The 15,793-nt window shown below is 38.5% G+C and carries 29 protein-coding genes; all 29 read right to left on the bottom strand.

Going from position 1 to position 15,793, the window contains the following annotated elements; genetic code table 11:
* Positions 1-29 precede the first annotated feature (29 nt).
* Positions 30-146: a type B 50S ribosomal protein L36 gene (gene ykgO / locus HCG69_RS17810; protein WP_002558051.1), complete on the bottom strand. Its 117-nt coding sequence runs from the start codon at positions 144-146 to the stop codon at positions 30-32.
* Positions 147-154: 8 nt separating this feature from the next.
* On the bottom strand, positions 155-373 hold the full coding sequence (gene infA, locus HCG69_RS17805; protein ID WP_002558052.1) for a translation initiation factor IF-1: 219 nt from the start codon (positions 371-373) through the stop codon (positions 155-157).
* Between the two features lie 3 nt (positions 374-376).
* Positions 377-1,174, bottom strand: coding sequence for a type I methionyl aminopeptidase (gene map / locus HCG69_RS17800; RefSeq protein ID WP_221651142.1), 798 nt, complete (start codon positions 1,172-1,174; stop codon positions 377-379).
* 14 nt (positions 1,175-1,188) lie between these two features.
* Positions 1,189-2,529, bottom strand: a complete 1,341-nt coding sequence (gene secY, locus HCG69_RS17795; protein WP_002558054.1) for a preprotein translocase subunit SecY — start codon at positions 2,527-2,529, stop codon at positions 1,189-1,191.
* A 4-nt stretch (positions 2,530-2,533) separates the two neighbouring features.
* The gene (gene rplO / locus HCG69_RS17790; protein WP_221651141.1) at positions 2,534-2,980 is read right to left on the bottom strand and encodes a 50S ribosomal protein L15; all 447 of its coding nucleotides are present in this window, start codon (positions 2,978-2,980) and stop codon (positions 2,534-2,536) included.
* Between the two features lie 31 nt (positions 2,981-3,011).
* Positions 3,012-3,188: a 50S ribosomal protein L30 gene (rpmD, locus tag HCG69_RS17785; protein ID WP_002558056.1), complete on the bottom strand. Its 177-nt coding sequence runs from the start codon at positions 3,186-3,188 to the stop codon at positions 3,012-3,014.
* Between the two features lie 9 nt (positions 3,189-3,197).
* Positions 3,198-3,716: a 30S ribosomal protein S5 gene (gene rpsE, locus HCG69_RS17780; protein ID WP_221651140.1), complete on the bottom strand. Its 519-nt coding sequence runs from the start codon at positions 3,714-3,716 to the stop codon at positions 3,198-3,200.
* Between the two features lie 5 nt (positions 3,717-3,721).
* Complete coding sequence (rplR, locus tag HCG69_RS17775; protein WP_221651139.1) at positions 3,722-4,066, bottom strand: 50S ribosomal protein L18; 345 nt, start codon at positions 4,064-4,066, stop codon at positions 3,722-3,724.
* Between the two features lie 21 nt (positions 4,067-4,087).
* Entirely contained in the window at positions 4,088-4,657 is a 570-nt protein-coding gene (rplF, locus tag HCG69_RS17770; RefSeq protein ID WP_221651138.1) for a 50S ribosomal protein L6, read from the bottom strand.
* Between the two features lie 15 nt (positions 4,658-4,672).
* Positions 4,673-5,068 (bottom strand): 30S ribosomal protein S8, encoded by a 396-nt coding sequence (rpsH, locus tag HCG69_RS17765; RefSeq protein ID WP_002558060.1) that lies wholly within the window; start codon positions 5,066-5,068, stop codon positions 4,673-4,675.
* Between the two features lie 54 nt (positions 5,069-5,122).
* Positions 5,123-5,392 (bottom strand): 30S ribosomal protein S14, encoded by a 270-nt coding sequence (gene rpsN, locus HCG69_RS17760; RefSeq protein ID WP_002558061.1) that lies wholly within the window; start codon positions 5,390-5,392, stop codon positions 5,123-5,125.
* A 6-nt stretch (positions 5,393-5,398) separates the two neighbouring features.
* A complete protein-coding gene (rplE, locus tag HCG69_RS17755; protein WP_002558062.1) occupies positions 5,399-5,956 on the bottom strand; it encodes a 50S ribosomal protein L5 in 558 nt (185 codons plus the stop codon).
* The gene (gene rplX / locus HCG69_RS17750) at positions 5,956-6,285 is read right to left on the bottom strand and encodes a 50S ribosomal protein L24 (RefSeq protein ID WP_002558063.1); all 330 of its coding nucleotides are present in this window, start codon (positions 6,283-6,285) and stop codon (positions 5,956-5,958) included. The genes rplE and rplX overlap by 1 nt, the downstream gene beginning before the upstream one ends.
* Positions 6,286-6,305: 20 nt before the next feature.
* On the bottom strand, positions 6,306-6,671 hold the full coding sequence (rplN, locus tag HCG69_RS17745; RefSeq protein ID WP_002558064.1) for a 50S ribosomal protein L14: 366 nt from the start codon (positions 6,669-6,671) through the stop codon (positions 6,306-6,308).
* A gap of 2 nt (positions 6,672-6,673) precedes the next feature.
* Positions 6,674-6,943, bottom strand: a complete 270-nt coding sequence (gene rpsQ, locus HCG69_RS17740) for a 30S ribosomal protein S17 (protein WP_085929666.1) — start codon at positions 6,941-6,943, stop codon at positions 6,674-6,676.
* Positions 6,940-7,137, bottom strand: a complete 198-nt coding sequence (rpmC, locus tag HCG69_RS17735; protein WP_221651137.1) for a 50S ribosomal protein L29 — start codon at positions 7,135-7,137, stop codon at positions 6,940-6,942. Before rpmC ends, rpsQ begins: the two co-directional genes overlap by 4 nt.
* Before the next feature lie 5 nt (positions 7,138-7,142).
* A complete protein-coding gene (gene rplP, locus HCG69_RS17730; protein ID WP_002558067.1) occupies positions 7,143-7,577 on the bottom strand; it encodes a 50S ribosomal protein L16 in 435 nt (144 codons plus the stop codon).
* A gap of 23 nt (positions 7,578-7,600) precedes the next feature.
* Positions 7,601-8,335 (bottom strand): 30S ribosomal protein S3, encoded by a 735-nt coding sequence (rpsC, locus tag HCG69_RS17725; protein WP_221651136.1) that lies wholly within the window; start codon positions 8,333-8,335, stop codon positions 7,601-7,603.
* 5 nt (positions 8,336-8,340) lie between these two features.
* On the bottom strand, positions 8,341-8,751 hold the full coding sequence (rplV, locus tag HCG69_RS17720) for a 50S ribosomal protein L22 (RefSeq protein ID WP_221651135.1): 411 nt from the start codon (positions 8,749-8,751) through the stop codon (positions 8,341-8,343).
* A gap of 35 nt (positions 8,752-8,786) precedes the next feature.
* Positions 8,787-9,056, bottom strand: a complete 270-nt coding sequence (gene rpsS, locus HCG69_RS17715) for a 30S ribosomal protein S19 (RefSeq protein ID WP_002558070.1) — start codon at positions 9,054-9,056, stop codon at positions 8,787-8,789.
* A gap of 20 nt (positions 9,057-9,076) precedes the next feature.
* Positions 9,077-9,901, bottom strand: coding sequence for a 50S ribosomal protein L2 (gene rplB / locus HCG69_RS17710; protein ID WP_002558071.1), 825 nt, complete (start codon positions 9,899-9,901; stop codon positions 9,077-9,079).
* A gap of 5 nt (positions 9,902-9,906) precedes the next feature.
* Positions 9,907-10,197 carry a 50S ribosomal protein L23 gene (rplW, locus tag HCG69_RS17705; protein WP_002558072.1) on the bottom strand — a complete coding sequence of 97 codons (291 nt, stop codon included), beginning with the start codon at positions 10,195-10,197 and terminating at the stop codon, positions 9,907-9,909.
* A 16-nt stretch (positions 10,198-10,213) separates the two neighbouring features.
* Positions 10,214-10,840 carry a 50S ribosomal protein L4 gene (gene rplD / locus HCG69_RS17700; protein WP_221651134.1) on the bottom strand — a complete coding sequence of 209 codons (627 nt, stop codon included), beginning with the start codon at positions 10,838-10,840 and terminating at the stop codon, positions 10,214-10,216.
* Entirely contained in the window at positions 10,840-11,457 is a 618-nt protein-coding gene (gene rplC / locus HCG69_RS17695; protein ID WP_221651133.1) for a 50S ribosomal protein L3, read from the bottom strand. Before rplC ends, rplD begins: the two co-directional genes overlap by 1 nt.
* 18 nt (positions 11,458-11,475) lie before the next feature.
* Complete coding sequence (gene rpsJ, locus HCG69_RS17690) at positions 11,476-11,781, bottom strand: 30S ribosomal protein S10 (RefSeq protein ID WP_002558075.1); 306 nt, start codon at positions 11,779-11,781, stop codon at positions 11,476-11,478.
* Positions 11,782-11,867: 86 nt separating this feature from the next.
* Positions 11,868-13,985, bottom strand: a complete 2,118-nt coding sequence (fusA, locus tag HCG69_RS17685) for an elongation factor G (RefSeq protein ID WP_221651132.1) — start codon at positions 13,983-13,985, stop codon at positions 11,868-11,870.
* A gap of 61 nt (positions 13,986-14,046) precedes the next feature.
* Positions 14,047-14,523: a 30S ribosomal protein S7 gene (gene rpsG, locus HCG69_RS17680; protein WP_221651131.1), complete on the bottom strand. Its 477-nt coding sequence runs from the start codon at positions 14,521-14,523 to the stop codon at positions 14,047-14,049.
* A 145-nt stretch (positions 14,524-14,668) separates the two neighbouring features.
* Entirely contained in the window at positions 14,669-15,079 is a 411-nt protein-coding gene (gene rpsL, locus HCG69_RS17675) for a 30S ribosomal protein S12 (RefSeq protein WP_042366837.1), read from the bottom strand.
* Between the two features lie 135 nt (positions 15,080-15,214).
* The gene (locus HCG69_RS17670) at positions 15,215-15,520 is read right to left on the bottom strand and encodes a DUF3467 domain-containing protein (RefSeq protein WP_221651130.1); all 306 of its coding nucleotides are present in this window, start codon (positions 15,518-15,520) and stop codon (positions 15,215-15,217) included.
* Between the last annotated feature and the right edge of the window lie 273 nt (positions 15,521-15,793).

The raw sequence follows: 15,793 nt of genomic DNA, 5'->3' as shown, positions 1-15,793 counted from the left end.
TAAATTATTTTTTTTGCAAAAATAATAAATTATCCTTGACGTTGTTTATACTTAGGATTTTTCTTGTTAATAACATACAAACGGCCATTACGTCTAACGATCTTACATTCTGGCGTACGTTTCTTTAATGATGCTCTTACTTTCATATCTTATTTTATTTATATCTAAATACAATTCTTCCTTTCGATAAGTCGTAAGGAGACATTTCAACTCTTACTTTATCTCCTGGTAAGATTTTTATGTAATGCATTCGCATCTTACCTGAGATATGAGCAGTAATCTCATGTCCGTTTTCTAATTCAACACGAAACATTGCATTAGACAATGCTTCAACTATAACTCCATCTTGTTCTATTGCAGATTGCTTTGCCATATACTATATTGCTTTATCTCCTAAAACTTCTTCAATGAATTTAAATGATGAAAGAATATCGGCTTCTCCCGCACCTACTGCAATAGTATGCTCAAAGTGTGCGGCACATTTCCGATCTCTTGTTCTCACAGTCCATCCGTCACGCTCCATTATAACTTGCCGGTCACCTTGGGTAATCATAGGCTCAATCGCAATACAAAGTCCTTTCTTTAAAAGCGTGCCATATCCTCTTTTACCATAATTAGGTACTTGCGGATCCTCATGCATTTCTTTACCAATCCCATGGCCAACAAATTCACGCACTACTCCATAAGAATGTGATTCACAATATTGCTGGATAGCATATCCGATATCACCAATTCTTTTACCTTGTACAGCATTCTGAATGCCTATATATAATGCCTCTTTAGTAACTTTCAACAACTTACGAACTTCCTCGTCTACTTCACCGACACAAAACGTATAAGCTGAGTCACCACAAAAACCATTCATATATGTCCCGCAATCCACAGAAATAATATCACCTTCTCTCAAGACAATATCTCCTGGAATACCATGTACAACCTGCTCATTCACAGACGTACATAAAGAACCCGGAAATGGATCGCCATACTGATTCGGAAATCCTTTAAAAGTTGGAATAGCCCCATTATCTCTAATAAACTCTTCTGCAACTTTGTCCAGTTCTCGGGTAGTAACTCCCGGTTTTATTAATTTGGCAACCTCAGCCAATGTTTTTCCTACAAGCAAGTTACTCTGACGGAGTAGCTCTATTTCATCCTCTGTTTTAAGAAATATCATTTCTATTGAAAGAATTAATATGCAGCTACACCAGCACGTCCCTTAATACGACCAGACTTCAACAAGCCATCATAATGTCTCATCAACAAATGACTTTCAACCTGCTGCAGTGTATCAAGAACCACACCTACAAGAATTAACAAAGATGTACCACCGAAGAATTGAGCGAACTCAGCTTTCACACCAAATACACCGGCAAAAGCAGGCATAATAGCAACCAATGCCAAAAAGAAAGACCCAGGCAATGTAATACGTGACATAATATCATCAATATATTCAGCCGTTTTCTTTCCAGGCTTGATACCCGGGATGAAACCGTTATTTCTCTTCATATCTTCAGCCATCTGATTCGGATTTATTGTAATTGCAGTATAAAAATACGTAAACAGTATAATCATTACAGCAAAAACAAAATTATACCAGAAGCTCGTATGATCAGTAAATGCACGCACAAAACCACTTACATTATTAGCATTAGAGAAGCCAATAAAAGTGATAGGAATAAACATAATCGCCTGAGCAAAAATGATAGGCATTACACCAGCAGCATTCACTTTCAAAGGAATATACTGTCTAGCACCACCATATTGTTTATTACCAACAATTCTTTTCGCGTATTGTACAGGAATCTTTCTCGTACCTTGCACCAAGAGGATTGCAGCTGCAATTACCAACAGCAGGAATACCATTTCAAATAAGAACATGATCATACCACCACCTTTTTCACTCACGCGTGAAATAACTTCCTGGAAAAGAGATTGAGGAAGACGGGCAATAATACCAATCAAGATGATAAATGAAATACCGTTACCAATACCTTTATCTGTAATTCTTTCACCAAGCCACAAGATAAACATACTTCCAGCTGCCAAAATAATGGTAGAAGTAACCATGAACAGAGTCCAATCTAATGAAGCATTTAAAGAAGGTCCAGCCTGCATTTTAAGATTGAGCAAATAAGAAGGAGCCTGAACCAATAGGATAAGAATCGTCAAATAACGAGTATATTGGTTCATCTTTCTTCTGCCACTCTCACCTTCGCGTTGCAATTTCTGAAAATACGGAACCGCAATTCCTAACAACTGGATAACGATAGACGCAGAAATATAAGGCATAATTCCTAATGCAAAAATTGATGCATTAGAAAAAGCTCCTCCTGAGAACATGTTTAACAAGGCTAATAGGCCTTCGCTTGTTTGTTGATGCAATTGTGCCAGCATACCAGGATTAATACCAGGTAGCACAACATACGAACCGAAACGGTAAATCGCCACAAACAATATGGTGATGAGGATCCGTTGTCTCAGATCCTCAATTTTCCATATATTCTTTAATGTTTCAATAGCTTTTCTCATTGAATCAGAGTTTTACTACAGTTCCACCTACAGCTTCGATAGCAGCAATAGCACTCTTAGAGAATGCATGAGCTTCTACGTCCAGCTTAGTAGTCAAAGTTCCGTTACCTAATACTTTTACCAACTGATTTGAAGAAATAAATCCAGCTTCAATAAAGTCATTAACGCCTACCTTTTCCAGCTTCTTAGCTTCAGCTAAATTCTGAATTGTATCGAGGTTAATAGCTTTATATTCAATGCGGTTAATATTCTTGAAACCAAATTTAGGTACACGACGTTGAAGAGGCATCTGACCACCTTCAAAACCGACCTTTTTAGAGTATCCGGATCTTGATTTAGCTCCTTTATGACCTCTTGTAGAAGTACCTCCTAAACCAGATCCCGGACCACGTCCGATTCTTTTTCTTGTTTTAGTAGAACCTTCTGCAGGTTTTAAATTACTTAAGTTCATATTGTAATTCGTTTTATTATTCAACAAATAATTACTTAACAATGGTAACCAAGTGTTTTACTTTATCTACCATCCCAAGAATTGAAGGAGTACTTTCGTGTTCAACCACACGGTTCAGTTTACGAAGTCCCAGTGCATCAAGAGTCCTCTTCTGATCAGCCGGAGCACCAATTCTACTTTTAACTTGCTTAATCTTTATAGTTGACATATCTCCTCCTTATCCTCTAAATACTTTTTCAACACTAATACCTCTGTTTTGAGCAACCATTCTTGCATCACGCATTTCGCTCAAAGCCAAAATTGTAGCTTTAACCAAATTATGCGGATTTGAAGAACCTTTAGATTTTGCTAAAACATCAGTAACACCAACACTTTCCAATACAGCACGCATAGCACCACCAGCTACCACACCAGTACCGTGAGATGCAGGTTTGATGAATACTTCAGCACCACCAAACTTTGCTACTTGTTCATGAGGAACCGTACCCTTCAAAATCGGAACTCTAGTCAGATTTTTCTTTGCAGATTCAACTCCTTTTGCGATAGCTGCTGTTACCTCTCCTGCTTTACCAAGTCCCCAACCAATGATTCCTTCTTCGTTACCTACAACAACAATTGCAGAGAAACTAAAAGTTCTACCACCTTTGGTAACTTTAGTAACACGATTGATAGCAACAAGTCTATCTTTTAGTTCTATATCGTTAGATATCTTAACTCTATTATTAACTCCTGCCATAATGATTAAAATTTAAGTCCACCGTTACGAGCAGCATCAGCTACTTCTTTTACTCTCCCATGATACAAGTAACCATTACGGTCGAAAACAACAGTTGTAATACCTGCTTCCTGAGCTTTTTTAGCAATCATTTCTCCAACCTTAGCAGCCTGCTCTTTTTTAGGTAGTTTTTCAGTCATACCCAAAGATGAAGCAGCAGCCAATGTTCTGCCAGACAAATCGTCGATAATCTGGACATAGATTTGCTTGTTACTTCTAAATACACTCATACGCGGACGTTCAGTAGTACCTGACACTTTATTGCGTACTCTATATTTGATCTTAATTCGTCTTTCTATTTTTGTTGTCATGATGATATAAATTTATTTAATTTACTTAGCGCCGGCTGATTTACCAGACTTTCTGCGAATCTCTTCGCCAACAAACTTAATACCTTTACCTTTATACGGTTCAGGTTTACGGAAAGAACGTATTTTAGAGCAAACTTGACCAAGCAATTGTTTATCACAAGATTCTAAGATAATAAGAGGGTTCTTATTTCTTTCAGATTTTGTTTCAACTTTAATTTCAGTAGGCAATTGTATAAAGATATTATGAGTATAACCTAAGGCTAATTCAATAATATTTCCTTGGTTAGAAGCACGATATCCAACACCAACAAGCTCCAATTCTTTTTTATAACCTTCAGATACGCCCACAACCATATTATGAACCAATGAACGATATAAACCATGGAAAGCATGTTTTTGCTTTGGATTATCAAGCATTGCGCTTTCGTTTTCACTTAAAGTTACGTGTCCATCTTCAATAGAAATATTGATAGCAGGATTCACATATTGGCTAAGTTCGCCTTTCGGTCCCTTTACGGTAACCACATCATCCTTCAGAGTAACTGTTACTCCCGCAGGGATACTAATGGGTAATTTTCCTATTCTTGACATTGCTTTTTCCTCCTATTAATATACATAACACAATACCTCACCACCGATTTTCAATTCAGCAGCTTCTTTGTTCGTCATTACACCTTTGGAAGTAGATATTATAGCAATACCCAAACCATTAATAACACGCGGCATATCTTTATAACCAGTATACTGACGCATACCTGGAGAAGATATTCTTTCAAGTTTCTTGATTGCGTTAACCTTGTTAACTGAATCATACTTTAAGGCAACTTTTATAGTTCCCTGAGGACCATCTTCTACAAACTTATAATTAAGAATGTAGCCTTTTTCAAAAAGAATCTTAGTGATTTCTTTTTTCAAATTTGAAGCAGGAACTTCTACTACTCTGTGCTTTGCTTGAATAGCGTTCCGCAACCTCGTCAAATAATCTGCTATTGGATCAGTCATATAAAAAATAATTAAATTAATCAGGCCTTCCCTGACAATATTTAAACAATAAAATTACCAGCTTGCTTTTTTAACACCTGGAATGAGCCCATTAGATGCCATTTCGCGAAACTGGATTCTTGAAATACCAAACTGACGGATATATCCTTTAGGACGACCAGTCAATTTACAGCGATTGTGCAGACGCACAGGTGAAGCATTCTTAGGCAGTGCCTGTAAAGCTTCATAATCACCTTCTTTCTTCAGTTGAGCTCTTCTCTCGGCATATTTGGCTACTAATTTAGCACGCTTTACTTCGCGTGCTTTCATTGATTCCTTTGCCATAATTTATCAGTCTTTTTTAGCGTTTTTAAACGGTAAACCGAATTCTTTCAATAAGGCATAACCTTCCTCATCTGTCTGTGCAGAAGTTACAAAGGTAATATTCATTCCGAGAATTCTTGTAATACTATCGATATTAATTTCAGGGAAAATTATTTGTTCCTGAATACCAAGGGTATAATTACCCTTACCATCGAATTTACTCTCAATACCTTTGAAGTCACGAATACGTGGCAAAGCTACACGAACTAATTTCTCAAGGAATTCGTACATTCTTTCACGACGCAATGTTACCATTACTCCAATTGGCATTTTTTTACGCAATTTGAAGTTAGCAATATCTTTACGAGAGATAGTTGCTACGGCTTTCTGACCAGTAATAGCAGTTAACTCATTAATTGCTACTTCAATAATCTTCTTATCAGCAACAGCCATACCTAAACCCTGATTGATAACAATCTTCTTAAGTACGGGCACCTGCATTGTTGAAGAATACTGGAATTGCGACTTCAGTGCAGGCGAAATACGCTCTGCATATTCTTTTTTAAGGCTTGCAGTATTACTCATTACTTAATCTCCTCTCCTGATTTTTTAGAATAACGCACTAAAGTTCTTTTACCTTCCAAAGAACTCTCTTTTCTACCAACACGCGTTGCTTTACCAGTTTTTGGATCAACCGGATTCAAGTTTGAAATGTGAATAGAAGCTTCCTGCTTAACTATACCACCTTGTGGGTTCTTTGCATTAGGTTTTGTGCTTTTAGATACCATGTTAATACCTTCAACTATTGCACGTCCTTCTTTAACAAGAACCTTCAATACACGACCAGTTTTACCTTTGTCTTCACCAGCATTTACGTAAACTGTATCGCCTTTTTTAATATGTAATTTACTCATTACTTAAATCTTTTACAAAATTAAAGTACCTCAGGCGCAAGTGACACAACTTTCATGTTCGTAGCACGAAGTTCACGAGCTACCGGACCGAAAATACGACTACCTCTAATTTCACCTGCATTATTTAATAAAATGCAAGCATTATCATCAAAACGTATATAAGAACCATCGGGACGACGGATTTCTTTCTTAGTACGTACGATCAAAGCTTTAGACACTGCACCTTTTTTAATATCACCCGAGGGAATGACGCTCTTTACAGAAACGACAATAACGTCCCCTACTGAAGCATAGCGACGTCTTGTACCGCCTAAAACACGGATACAAAGAGCTTCTTTAGCTCCACTATTGTCACATACTGTAAGTCTGGATTCTACTTGTATCATAATTACTTAGCTCTTTCAATTATTTCTACTAATCTCCATCTCTTAGTCTTGCTCAAAGGACGAGTTTCCATGATGCTTACTGTATCACCTACATTGCATTCATTCTTTTCATCGTGAGCATGGTATTTCTTCGTTTTGCTAACGAACTTACCATATATAGGGTGTTTCTCCTTAAATTTGGCAGCAACAGTAATGGTCTTATCCATTTTATTGCTCAACACAATCCCTGTTCTTTCTTTTCTTAAATTTCTTGCTTCCATCGAGCTGATCATTTATTGTTAAGTTCTCTTTCGCGCAACTCAGTTTTCATACGCGCAATTGTCCTGCGTAACTGTTTAATTAGCGCAGGATTTTCCAAAGGAGAAATAGAGTGGTTGATAACCATTTGGTTATAATTAACTACTTCTGCTTCTATTCTTTCTACTAAATCATTAGTAGACATTTCTTTAATTTCTGCAATTTTCATAAACGTTACGCATTTTGATTTTGAATATCATAATCACGTCTCACTACAAATTTAGTAGTGATAGGAAGTTTTTGAGCAGCTAAGCGAAGAGCTTCTTTAGCGATTTCATAAGAAACACCTTCTGCTTCAATAATAATTCTACCCGGAGTAACAGGAGCTACGAATCCTTCGGGAGCACCTTTACCTTTACCCATACGTACATCTGCTGGTTTTCTGGTAATAGGTTTATCCGGGAAGATACGAATCCAAATTTGTCCCTGACGTTGCATATATCTTGTTACTGCAATACGAGCAGCTTCAATCTGGCGGCCTGTGATCCATTTTGTTTCCAAAGCCTTAATTCCAAAAGAACCAAAAGCGAGCTGGTTACCTCTCTGAGCATTACCTTTTGCCCGGCCCTTCTGTTGTCTTCTGAATTTTGTCTTTTTCGGTTGTAACATAGTTTCCTAAAATTCAAATTCGTTTAGCGATTATTTTTCTTTCTTTTGAAGTTCTTTCCGCCGCCGTTGTTTCCACTATTGTTTCCACGACCACTATCTTTGCTTTGTGTAAAGTTCGGAGCCAATTCTCTCTTACCAAATACTTCACCTCTACAAATCCAAACTTTAATACCAAGAAGACCTACTTTTGTCAATGCTTCAGCATGGCAATAGTCTATGTCTGCTCTAAAAGTGTGCAACGGAGTTCTTCCTTCCTTATACATTTCAGAACGAGCCATTTCAGCTCCATTCAAACGTCCTGAAATCTGAATTTTGATACCTTCAGCACCCATACGCATAGTATTTGCGATAGCCATTTTAATGGCACGGCGATAGGCAATTTTACCTTCTACCTGACGAGCGATGTTGTTTGCAACAATCACAGCATCCAGTTCCGGTCTTTTTACTTCAAAGATATTAATTTGAATATCCTTGTCGGTAACCTTCTTCAACTCTTCTTTCAACTTATCAACTTCCTGGCCACCTTTACCAATGATAATACCTGGACGAGCAGTGCAAACAGTAATAGTAACAAGCTTCAACGTACGTTCAATTACGATTCTTGAAACACTTGCCTTTGCAAGTCTTGCATTAAGATATTTACGGATCTTGCTATCTTCCAGCAAAGAATCACCGTAATCATTTCCACCATACCAGTTAGAATCCCATCCTCTGATAATTCCTAAACGGTTGCTTATTGGATTAACTTTTTGTCCCATCTACCTTAATTTTGATCTTCGTTATTACTCTTAGAATCAACGAACAATGTTACGTGATTTGAACGTTTACGAATTCTGTAACCTCTACCCTGTGGAGCTGGTCTCATTCTTTTGAGCGTAGCACCCCCATCAACAAAAATCTTAGTTACAAATAATTCACCGCTTTCAGCTTTACGTTCGTTTTTCTGCTCCCAGTTAGCTATTGCAGAGCGCAGCAACTTCTCCACTCTTGCAGCAGCTTCTTTTGAAGAAAACTTCAAAACGCCAAGTGCTCTGTTCACTTCCATCCCGCGAATCATGTCAGCCACGAGACGCATTTTGCGAGGAGAAGTAGGAACATTTTGCAATTTAGCAAAATACATGGTCTTAAGGGCTTCTTTTCTTTTATCAGCCGATATTTTTTTTCTTGCTCCCATTATATTTATTACTTTATTATTTCAGATAAATCCTGTTATTTTTTCTTGTTACCAGCGTGTCCTCTGAAAGTACGAGTTGGAGCGAATTCACCCAACTTGTGACCTACCATATTTTCGGTAACGTATACAGGAATAAATTTATTTCCGTTATGAACTGCAACTGTATGGCCTACGAAATCAGGCGAAATCATTGAAGCTCTGGCCCAAGTCTTAACAACAACTTTCTTGCCCGATTCATTCATAGCAAGAACTTTCTTCTCAAGCTTTACGTTAATATACGGACCTTTTTTTAATGAACGACTCATAGTTTACTCAATTAATCAGATTACTTCTTTCTTCTCTCAATAATATACTTAGATGATTGTTTCTTAGGAGCTCTAGTCTTAAGTCCCTTAGCATACAATCCCTTACGAGATCTCGGGTGTCCTCCGGAAGCACGTCCTTCACCACCACCCATTGGGTGATCAACCGGGTTCATTACAACACCACGGTTACGAGGACGACGACCCTGCCAACGAGAGCGTCCTGCCTTACCTGAGCTTTCCAATCCATGATCTGAATTACCTACACTACCGACAGTAGCTTTACAAGTGCTAAGTATTTGTCTAACTTCACCTGAAGGTAACTTAATAACACAATATTTACCTTCTCTTGAAGTCAACTGAGCAAAATTACCAGCCGAACGAACGAGAGCAGCACCCTGTCCCGGACGTAATTCAATATTATGAATTACAGTACCGACCGGAATATTCTGAAGAGGAAGTGCATTACCAATCTCTGGCGCTGCATTTTCACCTGACATCAAAGTCGCACCAACTTGCAATCCATTGGGAGCAATAATATATCTTTTTTCACCATCAGCATAATATAACAAAGCAATACGAGCCGAACGATTCGGATCGTACTCAATAGTCTTTACAACTGCTGGAACACCATCTTTATTTCTCTTGAAATCGACAATTCTGATCACTTTTCTGTGGCCACCACCAATGTAGCGCATTGTCATCTTACCTTCGCTGTTACGACCGCCAGATGATTTCTTACCATATACAAGCGACTTTTCTGGTACTGATGCAGTAATTTCCTCGAAAGTACCAATAATCTTATGTCTTTGCCCCGGTGTTGTGGGCTTAAATTTACGTACTGCCATTTTTATTAAATATTGCTATAAAAATCAATAGTATCTCCATCTTTCAGTGTTACGATAGCTTTTTTATAAGCATTCGTACGACCATTGATGATACCTGCTTTTGTATAACGGCTTTTATTTTTGCCTGCATACTTCACAGTATTCACATCAACCACTGTAACATTATAAAGGGCTTCAACTTCGCTCTTAATTTCCAGTTTATTAGCTTCAGGACGTACAATAAAGCCGAAACGATTCAGCTTATCAGTTATTGCAGTCATTTTTTCTGTCACCAACGGTTTAATAATAATTCCCATTATTTAAGCCTCCTTTTTAAATTAAGATATTGTCAATAGCCTTCAAAGAGTTTTCAGTAAGTACAACAACCCCAGCATTCAATACTCTGTAAGTATTTAATCCTGAGATAGTCTGCACGTTAGCTTTCTCCACGTTACGAGCTGACAAATATACGTTTTTATTTGCTTCTGGTAAAATCATAAGCAGCTTTTTATCAGAAACTTTAAGATTTTTTGTCAAAGCAATGAATTCCTTTGTCCTAGGAGCTTCAAAAACGAAGTCTTCAACAACAACAATTGCATTGTTCTGAGCTTTATAAGACAAAGCTGACTTACGAGCCAATGTCTTAACTTTTTTATTCAACTTGAAATAGTAGTCTCTCGGTTTTGGACCAAATACACGTCCACCACCAACAAGTACCGGAGAGTTCATGTCACCACGACGCGCACCACCGCCACCTTTTTGGCGGCCAATCTTACGAGTAGAACCGCTGATCTCACTTCTTTCTTTTGACTTATGAGTACCCTGACGCTGGTTAGCCATAAATTGCTTTACGTCCAAATAGATAGCGTGGTCGTTGGGCTCAATTCCGAAGATAGATTCGTTTAACGTAACCTTTCTCCCAGTGTCTTCACCTTTAATGTTATATACGTTAACTTCCATTATTTCTCAATTATTACGATTGAACCTTTGCAACCAGGGACAGAACCTTTAATCAAAAGAAGGTTGTGTTCCGCGATTACTTTTAATACCTGCAAGTTTTGAACGGTAACTCTGTCACCACCCATTTGTCCACCCATACGCATTCCTTTGAATACTTTTGCCGGGTAAGAACAAGCACCAATAGATCCCGGTTTACGGGCACGATTGTGCTGACCATGAGTAGCCTGACCTACACCACCAAAGCCATGTCTTTTAACAACGCCTTGGAAACCTTTACCTTTGGAAGTTCCGACAACATCAACAAATTCTGTGCCTTCGAACATTTCTACAGTAACTGCATCACCCAGATTTAACTCATTCTCAAATTCTTTGAACTCGGCCAAGTGTCTCTTTGGTGCTACTCCAGCCTTTTTAAAGTGACCCATCAACGGTTTAGTTGTATGCTTTTCCTTTTTATCCTGGAAACCCAACTGAACAGCTTTATAGCCATCTTTTTCTACGGTCTTAACCTGAGTAACAACACAAGGACCTGCTTCGATAACAGTGCATGGTACATTTTTACCATCAGCACTGAAAACGGATGTCATTCCGATTTTTTTTCCTAATAATCCTGGCATTTCACTAAATTTTAATTATCAAACTTTAATTTCTACTTCTACACCACTCGGTAACTCTAACTTCATCAGAGCATCTACAGTCTTAGCTGTTGAGCTATAGATATCGATCAATCTCTTGTAAGAAGAGAGTTCGAACTGTTCGCGAGACTTCTTATTAACGAAAGTCGAACGGTTCACAGTAAAAATACGCTTGTGCGTAGGAAGGGGGATAGGACCGCTAACAATAGCACCTGTAGCCTTCACTGTTCTCACGATCTTCTCAGCTGATTTGTCAACCAAGTTGTGGTCATAAGATTTTAGTTTAATTCTAATTTTCTGACTCATTGTTTTTTTTGTAATTAATAAATATATAAATAAGATAAAGCGGCAGGCTAAGAGTCATTCGCTAGCCTGCTGCTTCAGATATTTTATTAGAGTAGATCAGCACGTCCTTTCACTTCTTCCAATACTGCCTTAGCAATAGAGTTAGAAACCTGAGAGTGATGAGAGTATACCATTGACGAGGTTGCACGACCAGAAGTAATAGTACGCAACGCTGTTACGTAACCAAACATCTCTGCCAACGGAACCATCGCCTTAACGATGCGAGCACCTGAACGGCTTGACTCCATACCTTCAACTTGACCACGGCGCTTATTCAAGTCACCAATAACATCACCCATATTTTCTTCTGGAGTTACAACCTCCAACTTCATTATAGGTTCCATCAAAACAGGACCTGCTTTAGCACATGCATTTTTATATGCCTGAATAGCACAGATTTCAAAAGACAACTGGTCTGAGTCAACCGGGTGGAACGAACCATCAACCAAAGTTACCTTCAGTGAATCAAGCGGATAACCTGCCAATACACCATTCTTCATTGCAGTAGCAAAACCTTTCTGTACTGAAGGAATAAATTCCTTAGGAATATTACCTCCCTTAACTTCGTCAACAAACTGCAAACCACCTTCTACAAAACTTTCATCTACCGGACCGATGTTAACAATGATATCTGCAAACTTACCACGACCACCAGACTGTTTCTTGTAAACTTCACGCAAGTTAACCGTCTTAGTAATTGCCTCTTTGTAGTTCACTTGAGGCTTACCCTGATTACATTCTACCTTAAACTCACGTTTCAAACGGTCAATAATAATATCCAAGTGAAGTTCACCCATACCAGAAATAACCGTCTGTCCTGTCTGCTCGTCAGTTTTCACTGTAAACGTAGGATCCTCTTCAGCCAACTTAGCCAACCCATTAGACAGTTTATCCATGTCTTTCTGAGTCTTAGGCTCAACAGCAATACCAATTACAGGTTCCGGGAAATCCATAGACTCAAGTACAATAGGAGCTGTTTCGTCACATAATGTATCACCAGTGTGGATATCTTTAAAACCGACACCAGCACCAATATCACCAGCACCAACTACTTCCACCGGATTCTGTTTGTTAGAATGCATCTGAAACAAACGAGAAACACGCTCTTTCTTACCAGAACGAGAATTGTAGATATAAGAACCTGCCTCAATCTTACCTGAATACACACGGAAGAAAGTTAAACGACCTACATACGGGTCTGTTGCAATCTTAAACGCCAAAGCTGAAGTTTTTTCATCTTCGCTTGGCTTACGATCCTCTTCAGCACCAGTATCAGGATTTGTACCAATTACATTCTCTGCATCCAGAGGAGAGGGCAAGAAAGCACAAACATAATCCAACAATGTCTGTACACCTTTATTCTTAAATGAAGAACCACAAAGCATTGGAACAACAGCCATCTGAACAGTTGCATTGCGAAGAGCTCTCAATATTTCTTCTTCTGTAATAGTAGAAGGATCATCGAAATATTTCTCCATCAAAGCATCATCAAATTCTGCTACCTTTTCCAACATCTTATCTCTCCACTCCTGAGCTTCATCCACAAGGTTAGCCGGTATTTCTTCTACCGTATAATCAGCCCCCATTGTCTCATCGTGCCAATAGATAGCTTTCATCTTAATAAGATCTACCAATCCTTTGAAAGACTCTTCTGCACCGATAGGAATAACAACCGGGCACGGATTAGCTCCCAAAACAGATTTCATCTGGCTCACCACATCAAAGAAGTTAGCACCAGAACGGTCCATTTTATTCACGTACGCAATACGCGGTACATTATACTTATCAGCCTGACGCCATACAGTTTCCGACTGAGGCTCCACACCACCTACTGCACAGTAAGCAGCTACAGCACCATCAAGCACACGCAATGAACGCTCTACTTCAGCAGTAAAGTCAACGTGTCCCGGAGTATCAATCAAGTTGATTTTATACGTATTACCAGCATATTTCCATCTTGTAGTTGTAGCAGCAGATGTAATAGTGATACCACGTTCCTGCTCCTGAGCCATCCAGTCCATTGTAGCAGCACCATCATGTACCTCACCAATTTTGTGAGTCAATCCGGTATAAAACAGGATACGTTCAGAAGTAGTAGTTTTTCCGGCATCGATGTGAGCCATGATACCGATATTACGAGTTAAATGTAAATCATTCTTAGCCATTTTCTTCTTCCTTTACTTTTTAGTTTTAAATCTCATTTGACATCCTTAACACAAGAGTGCATTAGAATCTGAAATGAGCGAACGCACGGTTAGCTTCCGCCATTCTGTGCATATCTTCTTTACGTTTGTAAGCACCACCTTGCTCATTGAATGCATCCATGATTTCGGCAGCCAATTTATCAGCCATTGATTTACCACCTCTTTTACGAGCAAAAAGAATCAGATTCTTCATCGAGATAGACTCTTTACGATCCGGACGGATTTCTGTAGGAACCTGGAAAGTAGCACCACCTACACGGCGAGACTTAACTTCCACTTGTGGAGTCACGTTATCCAACGCTTTTTTCCAAATTTCAAGAGCAGATTTTTCCTCGTTAGGAAGTTTTGTTTTAACTGTTTCTAAAGCAGCGTAGAAAATTTCGTAAGATGTATTCTTTTTGCCATCATACATCAAGTGATTTACGAATTTTGAAACCTTTTGGTCATTGAACACGGGATCCGGAAGGATAACGCGTTTTTTTGGTTTAGCTTTTCTCATTTGTTTGAAAAATAATGTTTTTTGTTTTTGGCTGTCTATTCTTGACGTCTTCAATTCTCCCACCGGAAAATTTACTCAACCTTTATAGCTTATTCCAACAAACTAAAACGAAAGTTATTACTTTAAATAGTTGATCTTAGATCGGTTATTTTTTCTTTCCTTTTACAGGAGCAGCGGCTTGTCCTGGTTTCGGGCGTTTAGCACCATACTTAGAACGTCTTTGAGTACGTCCAGCTACACCTGCCGTATCAAGAGTTCCACGAACGATGTGATAGCGCACACCCGGAAGGTCTTTCACACGTCCGCCGCGTACCAATACGATTGAGTGCTCTTGCAAATTGTGTCCTTCTCCCGGAATGTATGAGTTAACCTCTTTTTGGTTAGTCAAACGTACACGGGCAACTTTACGCATTGCAGAGTTAGGTTTTTTCGGAGTGGTTGTATACACTCTCACGCAAACGCCACGTCTTTGAGGACATGAATCGAGGGCCGGAGATTTACTTTTCTCCACCAGCACTTCGCGTCCTTTTCTTACTAATTGCTGAATTGTAGGCATTTCAAATTGTTTTTAATTTATATTATTGTTATATTAATTTCGTAACTATACATTTTGGGCTGCAAAAATACGAATAATATTTGAATAATCAATGCACTACCTCTTTTTTTTCATTTTTAACCCTTTATATTATACTCAAGCTTCACCTTTTACAGCCATTGGAGGTAAAGATTGTTCATCGGCCAATTGCACTGGTCCAAACACACGTTCATATTTTGCAATATTTTCTTCCAATGCACGAAGCAAACGTTTAGCATGTTCAGGTGCTAAAATAATCCGTGACTGAACACCTGCTTTAGGTACTCCCGGCATAACCCGTATGAAATCGAGTATGAATTCTGAACTCGAATGAGTGATGATAGCCAGGTTAGCATAAATTCCCTGCGCAACATCTTCTTTTAGTTCAATCTGTAATTGATTGTTAGGATTCTGTTCTTCCATATTTCTAAATGTTATAAATTAAACGTATATTCCAAATTCACCAGCGGAAATAATTTCACATTCCCTTTCATAAGACTAAAAAGGGGCTTTCATTCCAGAAGATGGATATTTATCCCCTTAAAAGGCTTTATTTCTCTTTACAAATTTACAACAATCCGAATAGGAAGCAAAGATTTTATGCAGTTATTTCCAGATTAAAGATTTATCTATAACAAATTAAAGAGAGTCTTGAAAGAATCCAGATCAAACCATAATCACTACCCGAAAAGACCA

Origin of the sequence: Bacteroides sp. K03 (assembly GCF_019734355.1) — a bacterium.
In the GTDB taxonomy this organism is placed as follows: domain Bacteria; phylum Bacteroidota; class Bacteroidia; order Bacteroidales; family Bacteroidaceae; genus Bacteroides; species Bacteroides nordii.
The sequence above is the reverse complement of the archived record's forward strand: the minus strand, read 5'-3'. Positions and strand labels throughout refer to the sequence as shown.

Bases quoted from the DNA above. Each gene is read 5' to 3' on its own strand.
- rpsC (WP_221651136.1), bottom strand. From the start codon at position 8,335: ATGGGACAAAAAGTTAATCCAATAAGCAACCGTTTAGGAATTATCAGA.
- rplN (WP_002558064.1), bottom strand. From the start codon at position 6,671: ATGATACAAGTAGAATCCAGACTTACAGTATGTGACAATAGTGGAGCT.
- rplR (WP_221651139.1), bottom strand. From the start codon at position 4,066: ATGACAACAAAAATAGAAAGACGAATTAAGATCAAATATAGAGTACGC.
- rplE (WP_002558062.1), bottom strand. From the start codon at position 5,956: ATGAGTAATACTGCAAGCCTTAAAAAAGAATATGCAGAGCGTATTTCG.
- rpmD (WP_002558056.1), bottom strand. From the start codon at position 3,188: ATGTCAACTATAAAGATTAAGCAAGTTAAAAGTAGAATTGGTGCTCCG.
- rpsS (WP_002558070.1), bottom strand. From the start codon at position 9,056: ATGAGTCGTTCATTAAAAAAAGGTCCGTATATTAACGTAAAGCTTGAG.
- rpsN (WP_002558061.1), bottom strand. From the start codon at position 5,392: ATGGCAAAGGAATCAATGAAAGCACGCGAAGTAAAGCGTGCTAAATTA.
- rpsE (WP_221651140.1), bottom strand. From the start codon at position 3,716: ATGGCAGGAGTTAATAATAGAGTTAAGATATCTAACGATATAGAACTA.
- rpsL (WP_042366837.1), bottom strand. From the start codon at position 15,079: ATGCCTACAATTCAGCAATTAGTAAGAAAAGGACGCGAAGTGCTGGTG.
- rplF (WP_221651138.1), bottom strand. From the start codon at position 4,657: ATGTCAAGAATAGGAAAATTACCCATTAGTATCCCTGCGGGAGTAACA.
- rpsH (WP_002558060.1), bottom strand. From the start codon at position 5,068: ATGACTGATCCAATAGCAGATTATTTGACGAGGTTGCGGAACGCTATT.
- map (WP_221651142.1), bottom strand. From the start codon at position 1,174: ATGATATTTCTTAAAACAGAGGATGAAATAGAGCTACTCCGTCAGAGT.
- infA (WP_002558052.1), bottom strand. From the start codon at position 373: ATGGCAAAGCAATCTGCAATAGAACAAGATGGAGTTATAGTTGAAGCA.
- rplC (WP_221651133.1), bottom strand. From the start codon at position 11,457: ATGCCAGGATTATTAGGAAAAAAAATCGGAATGACATCCGTTTTCAGT.
- rpsG (WP_221651131.1), bottom strand. From the start codon at position 14,523: ATGAGAAAAGCTAAACCAAAAAAACGCGTTATCCTTCCGGATCCCGTG.
- HCG69_RS17670 (WP_221651130.1), bottom strand. From the start codon at position 15,520: ATGGAAGAACAGAATCCTAACAATCAATTACAGATTGAACTAAAAGAA.
- rplX (WP_002558063.1), bottom strand. From the start codon at position 6,285: ATGAGTAAATTACATATTAAAAAAGGCGATACAGTTTACGTAAATGCT.
- rplD (WP_221651134.1), bottom strand. From the start codon at position 10,840: ATGGAAGTTAACGTATATAACATTAAAGGTGAAGACACTGGGAGAAAG.
- secY (WP_002558054.1), bottom strand. From the start codon at position 2,529: ATGAGAAAAGCTATTGAAACATTAAAGAATATATGGAAAATTGAGGAT.
- rplO (WP_221651141.1), bottom strand. From the start codon at position 2,980: ATGAACTTAAGTAATTTAAAACCTGCAGAAGGTTCTACTAAAACAAGA.
- rplP (WP_002558067.1), bottom strand. From the start codon at position 7,577: ATGTTACAACCGAAAAAGACAAAATTCAGAAGACAACAGAAGGGCCGG.
- rplV (WP_221651135.1), bottom strand. From the start codon at position 8,751: ATGGGAGCAAGAAAAAAAATATCGGCTGATAAAAGAAAAGAAGCCCTT.
- rplW (WP_002558072.1), bottom strand. From the start codon at position 10,197: ATGGGAATTATTATTAAACCGTTGGTGACAGAAAAAATGACTGCAATA.
- rpsQ (WP_085929666.1), bottom strand. From the start codon at position 6,943: ATGATCAGCTCGATGGAAGCAAGAAATTTAAGAAAAGAAAGAACAGGG.
- fusA (WP_221651132.1), bottom strand. From the start codon at position 13,985: ATGGCTAAGAATGATTTACATTTAACTCGTAATATCGGTATCATGGCT.
- rplB (WP_002558071.1), bottom strand. From the start codon at position 9,901: ATGGCAGTACGTAAATTTAAGCCCACAACACCGGGGCAAAGACATAAG.
- rpmC (WP_221651137.1), bottom strand. From the start codon at position 7,137: ATGAAAATTGCAGAAATTAAAGAAATGTCTACTAATGATTTAGTAGAA.
- rpsJ (WP_002558075.1), bottom strand. From the start codon at position 11,781: ATGAGTCAGAAAATTAGAATTAAACTAAAATCTTATGACCACAACTTG.
- ykgO (WP_002558051.1), bottom strand. From the start codon at position 146: ATGAAAGTAAGAGCATCATTAAAGAAACGTACGCCAGAATGTAAGATC.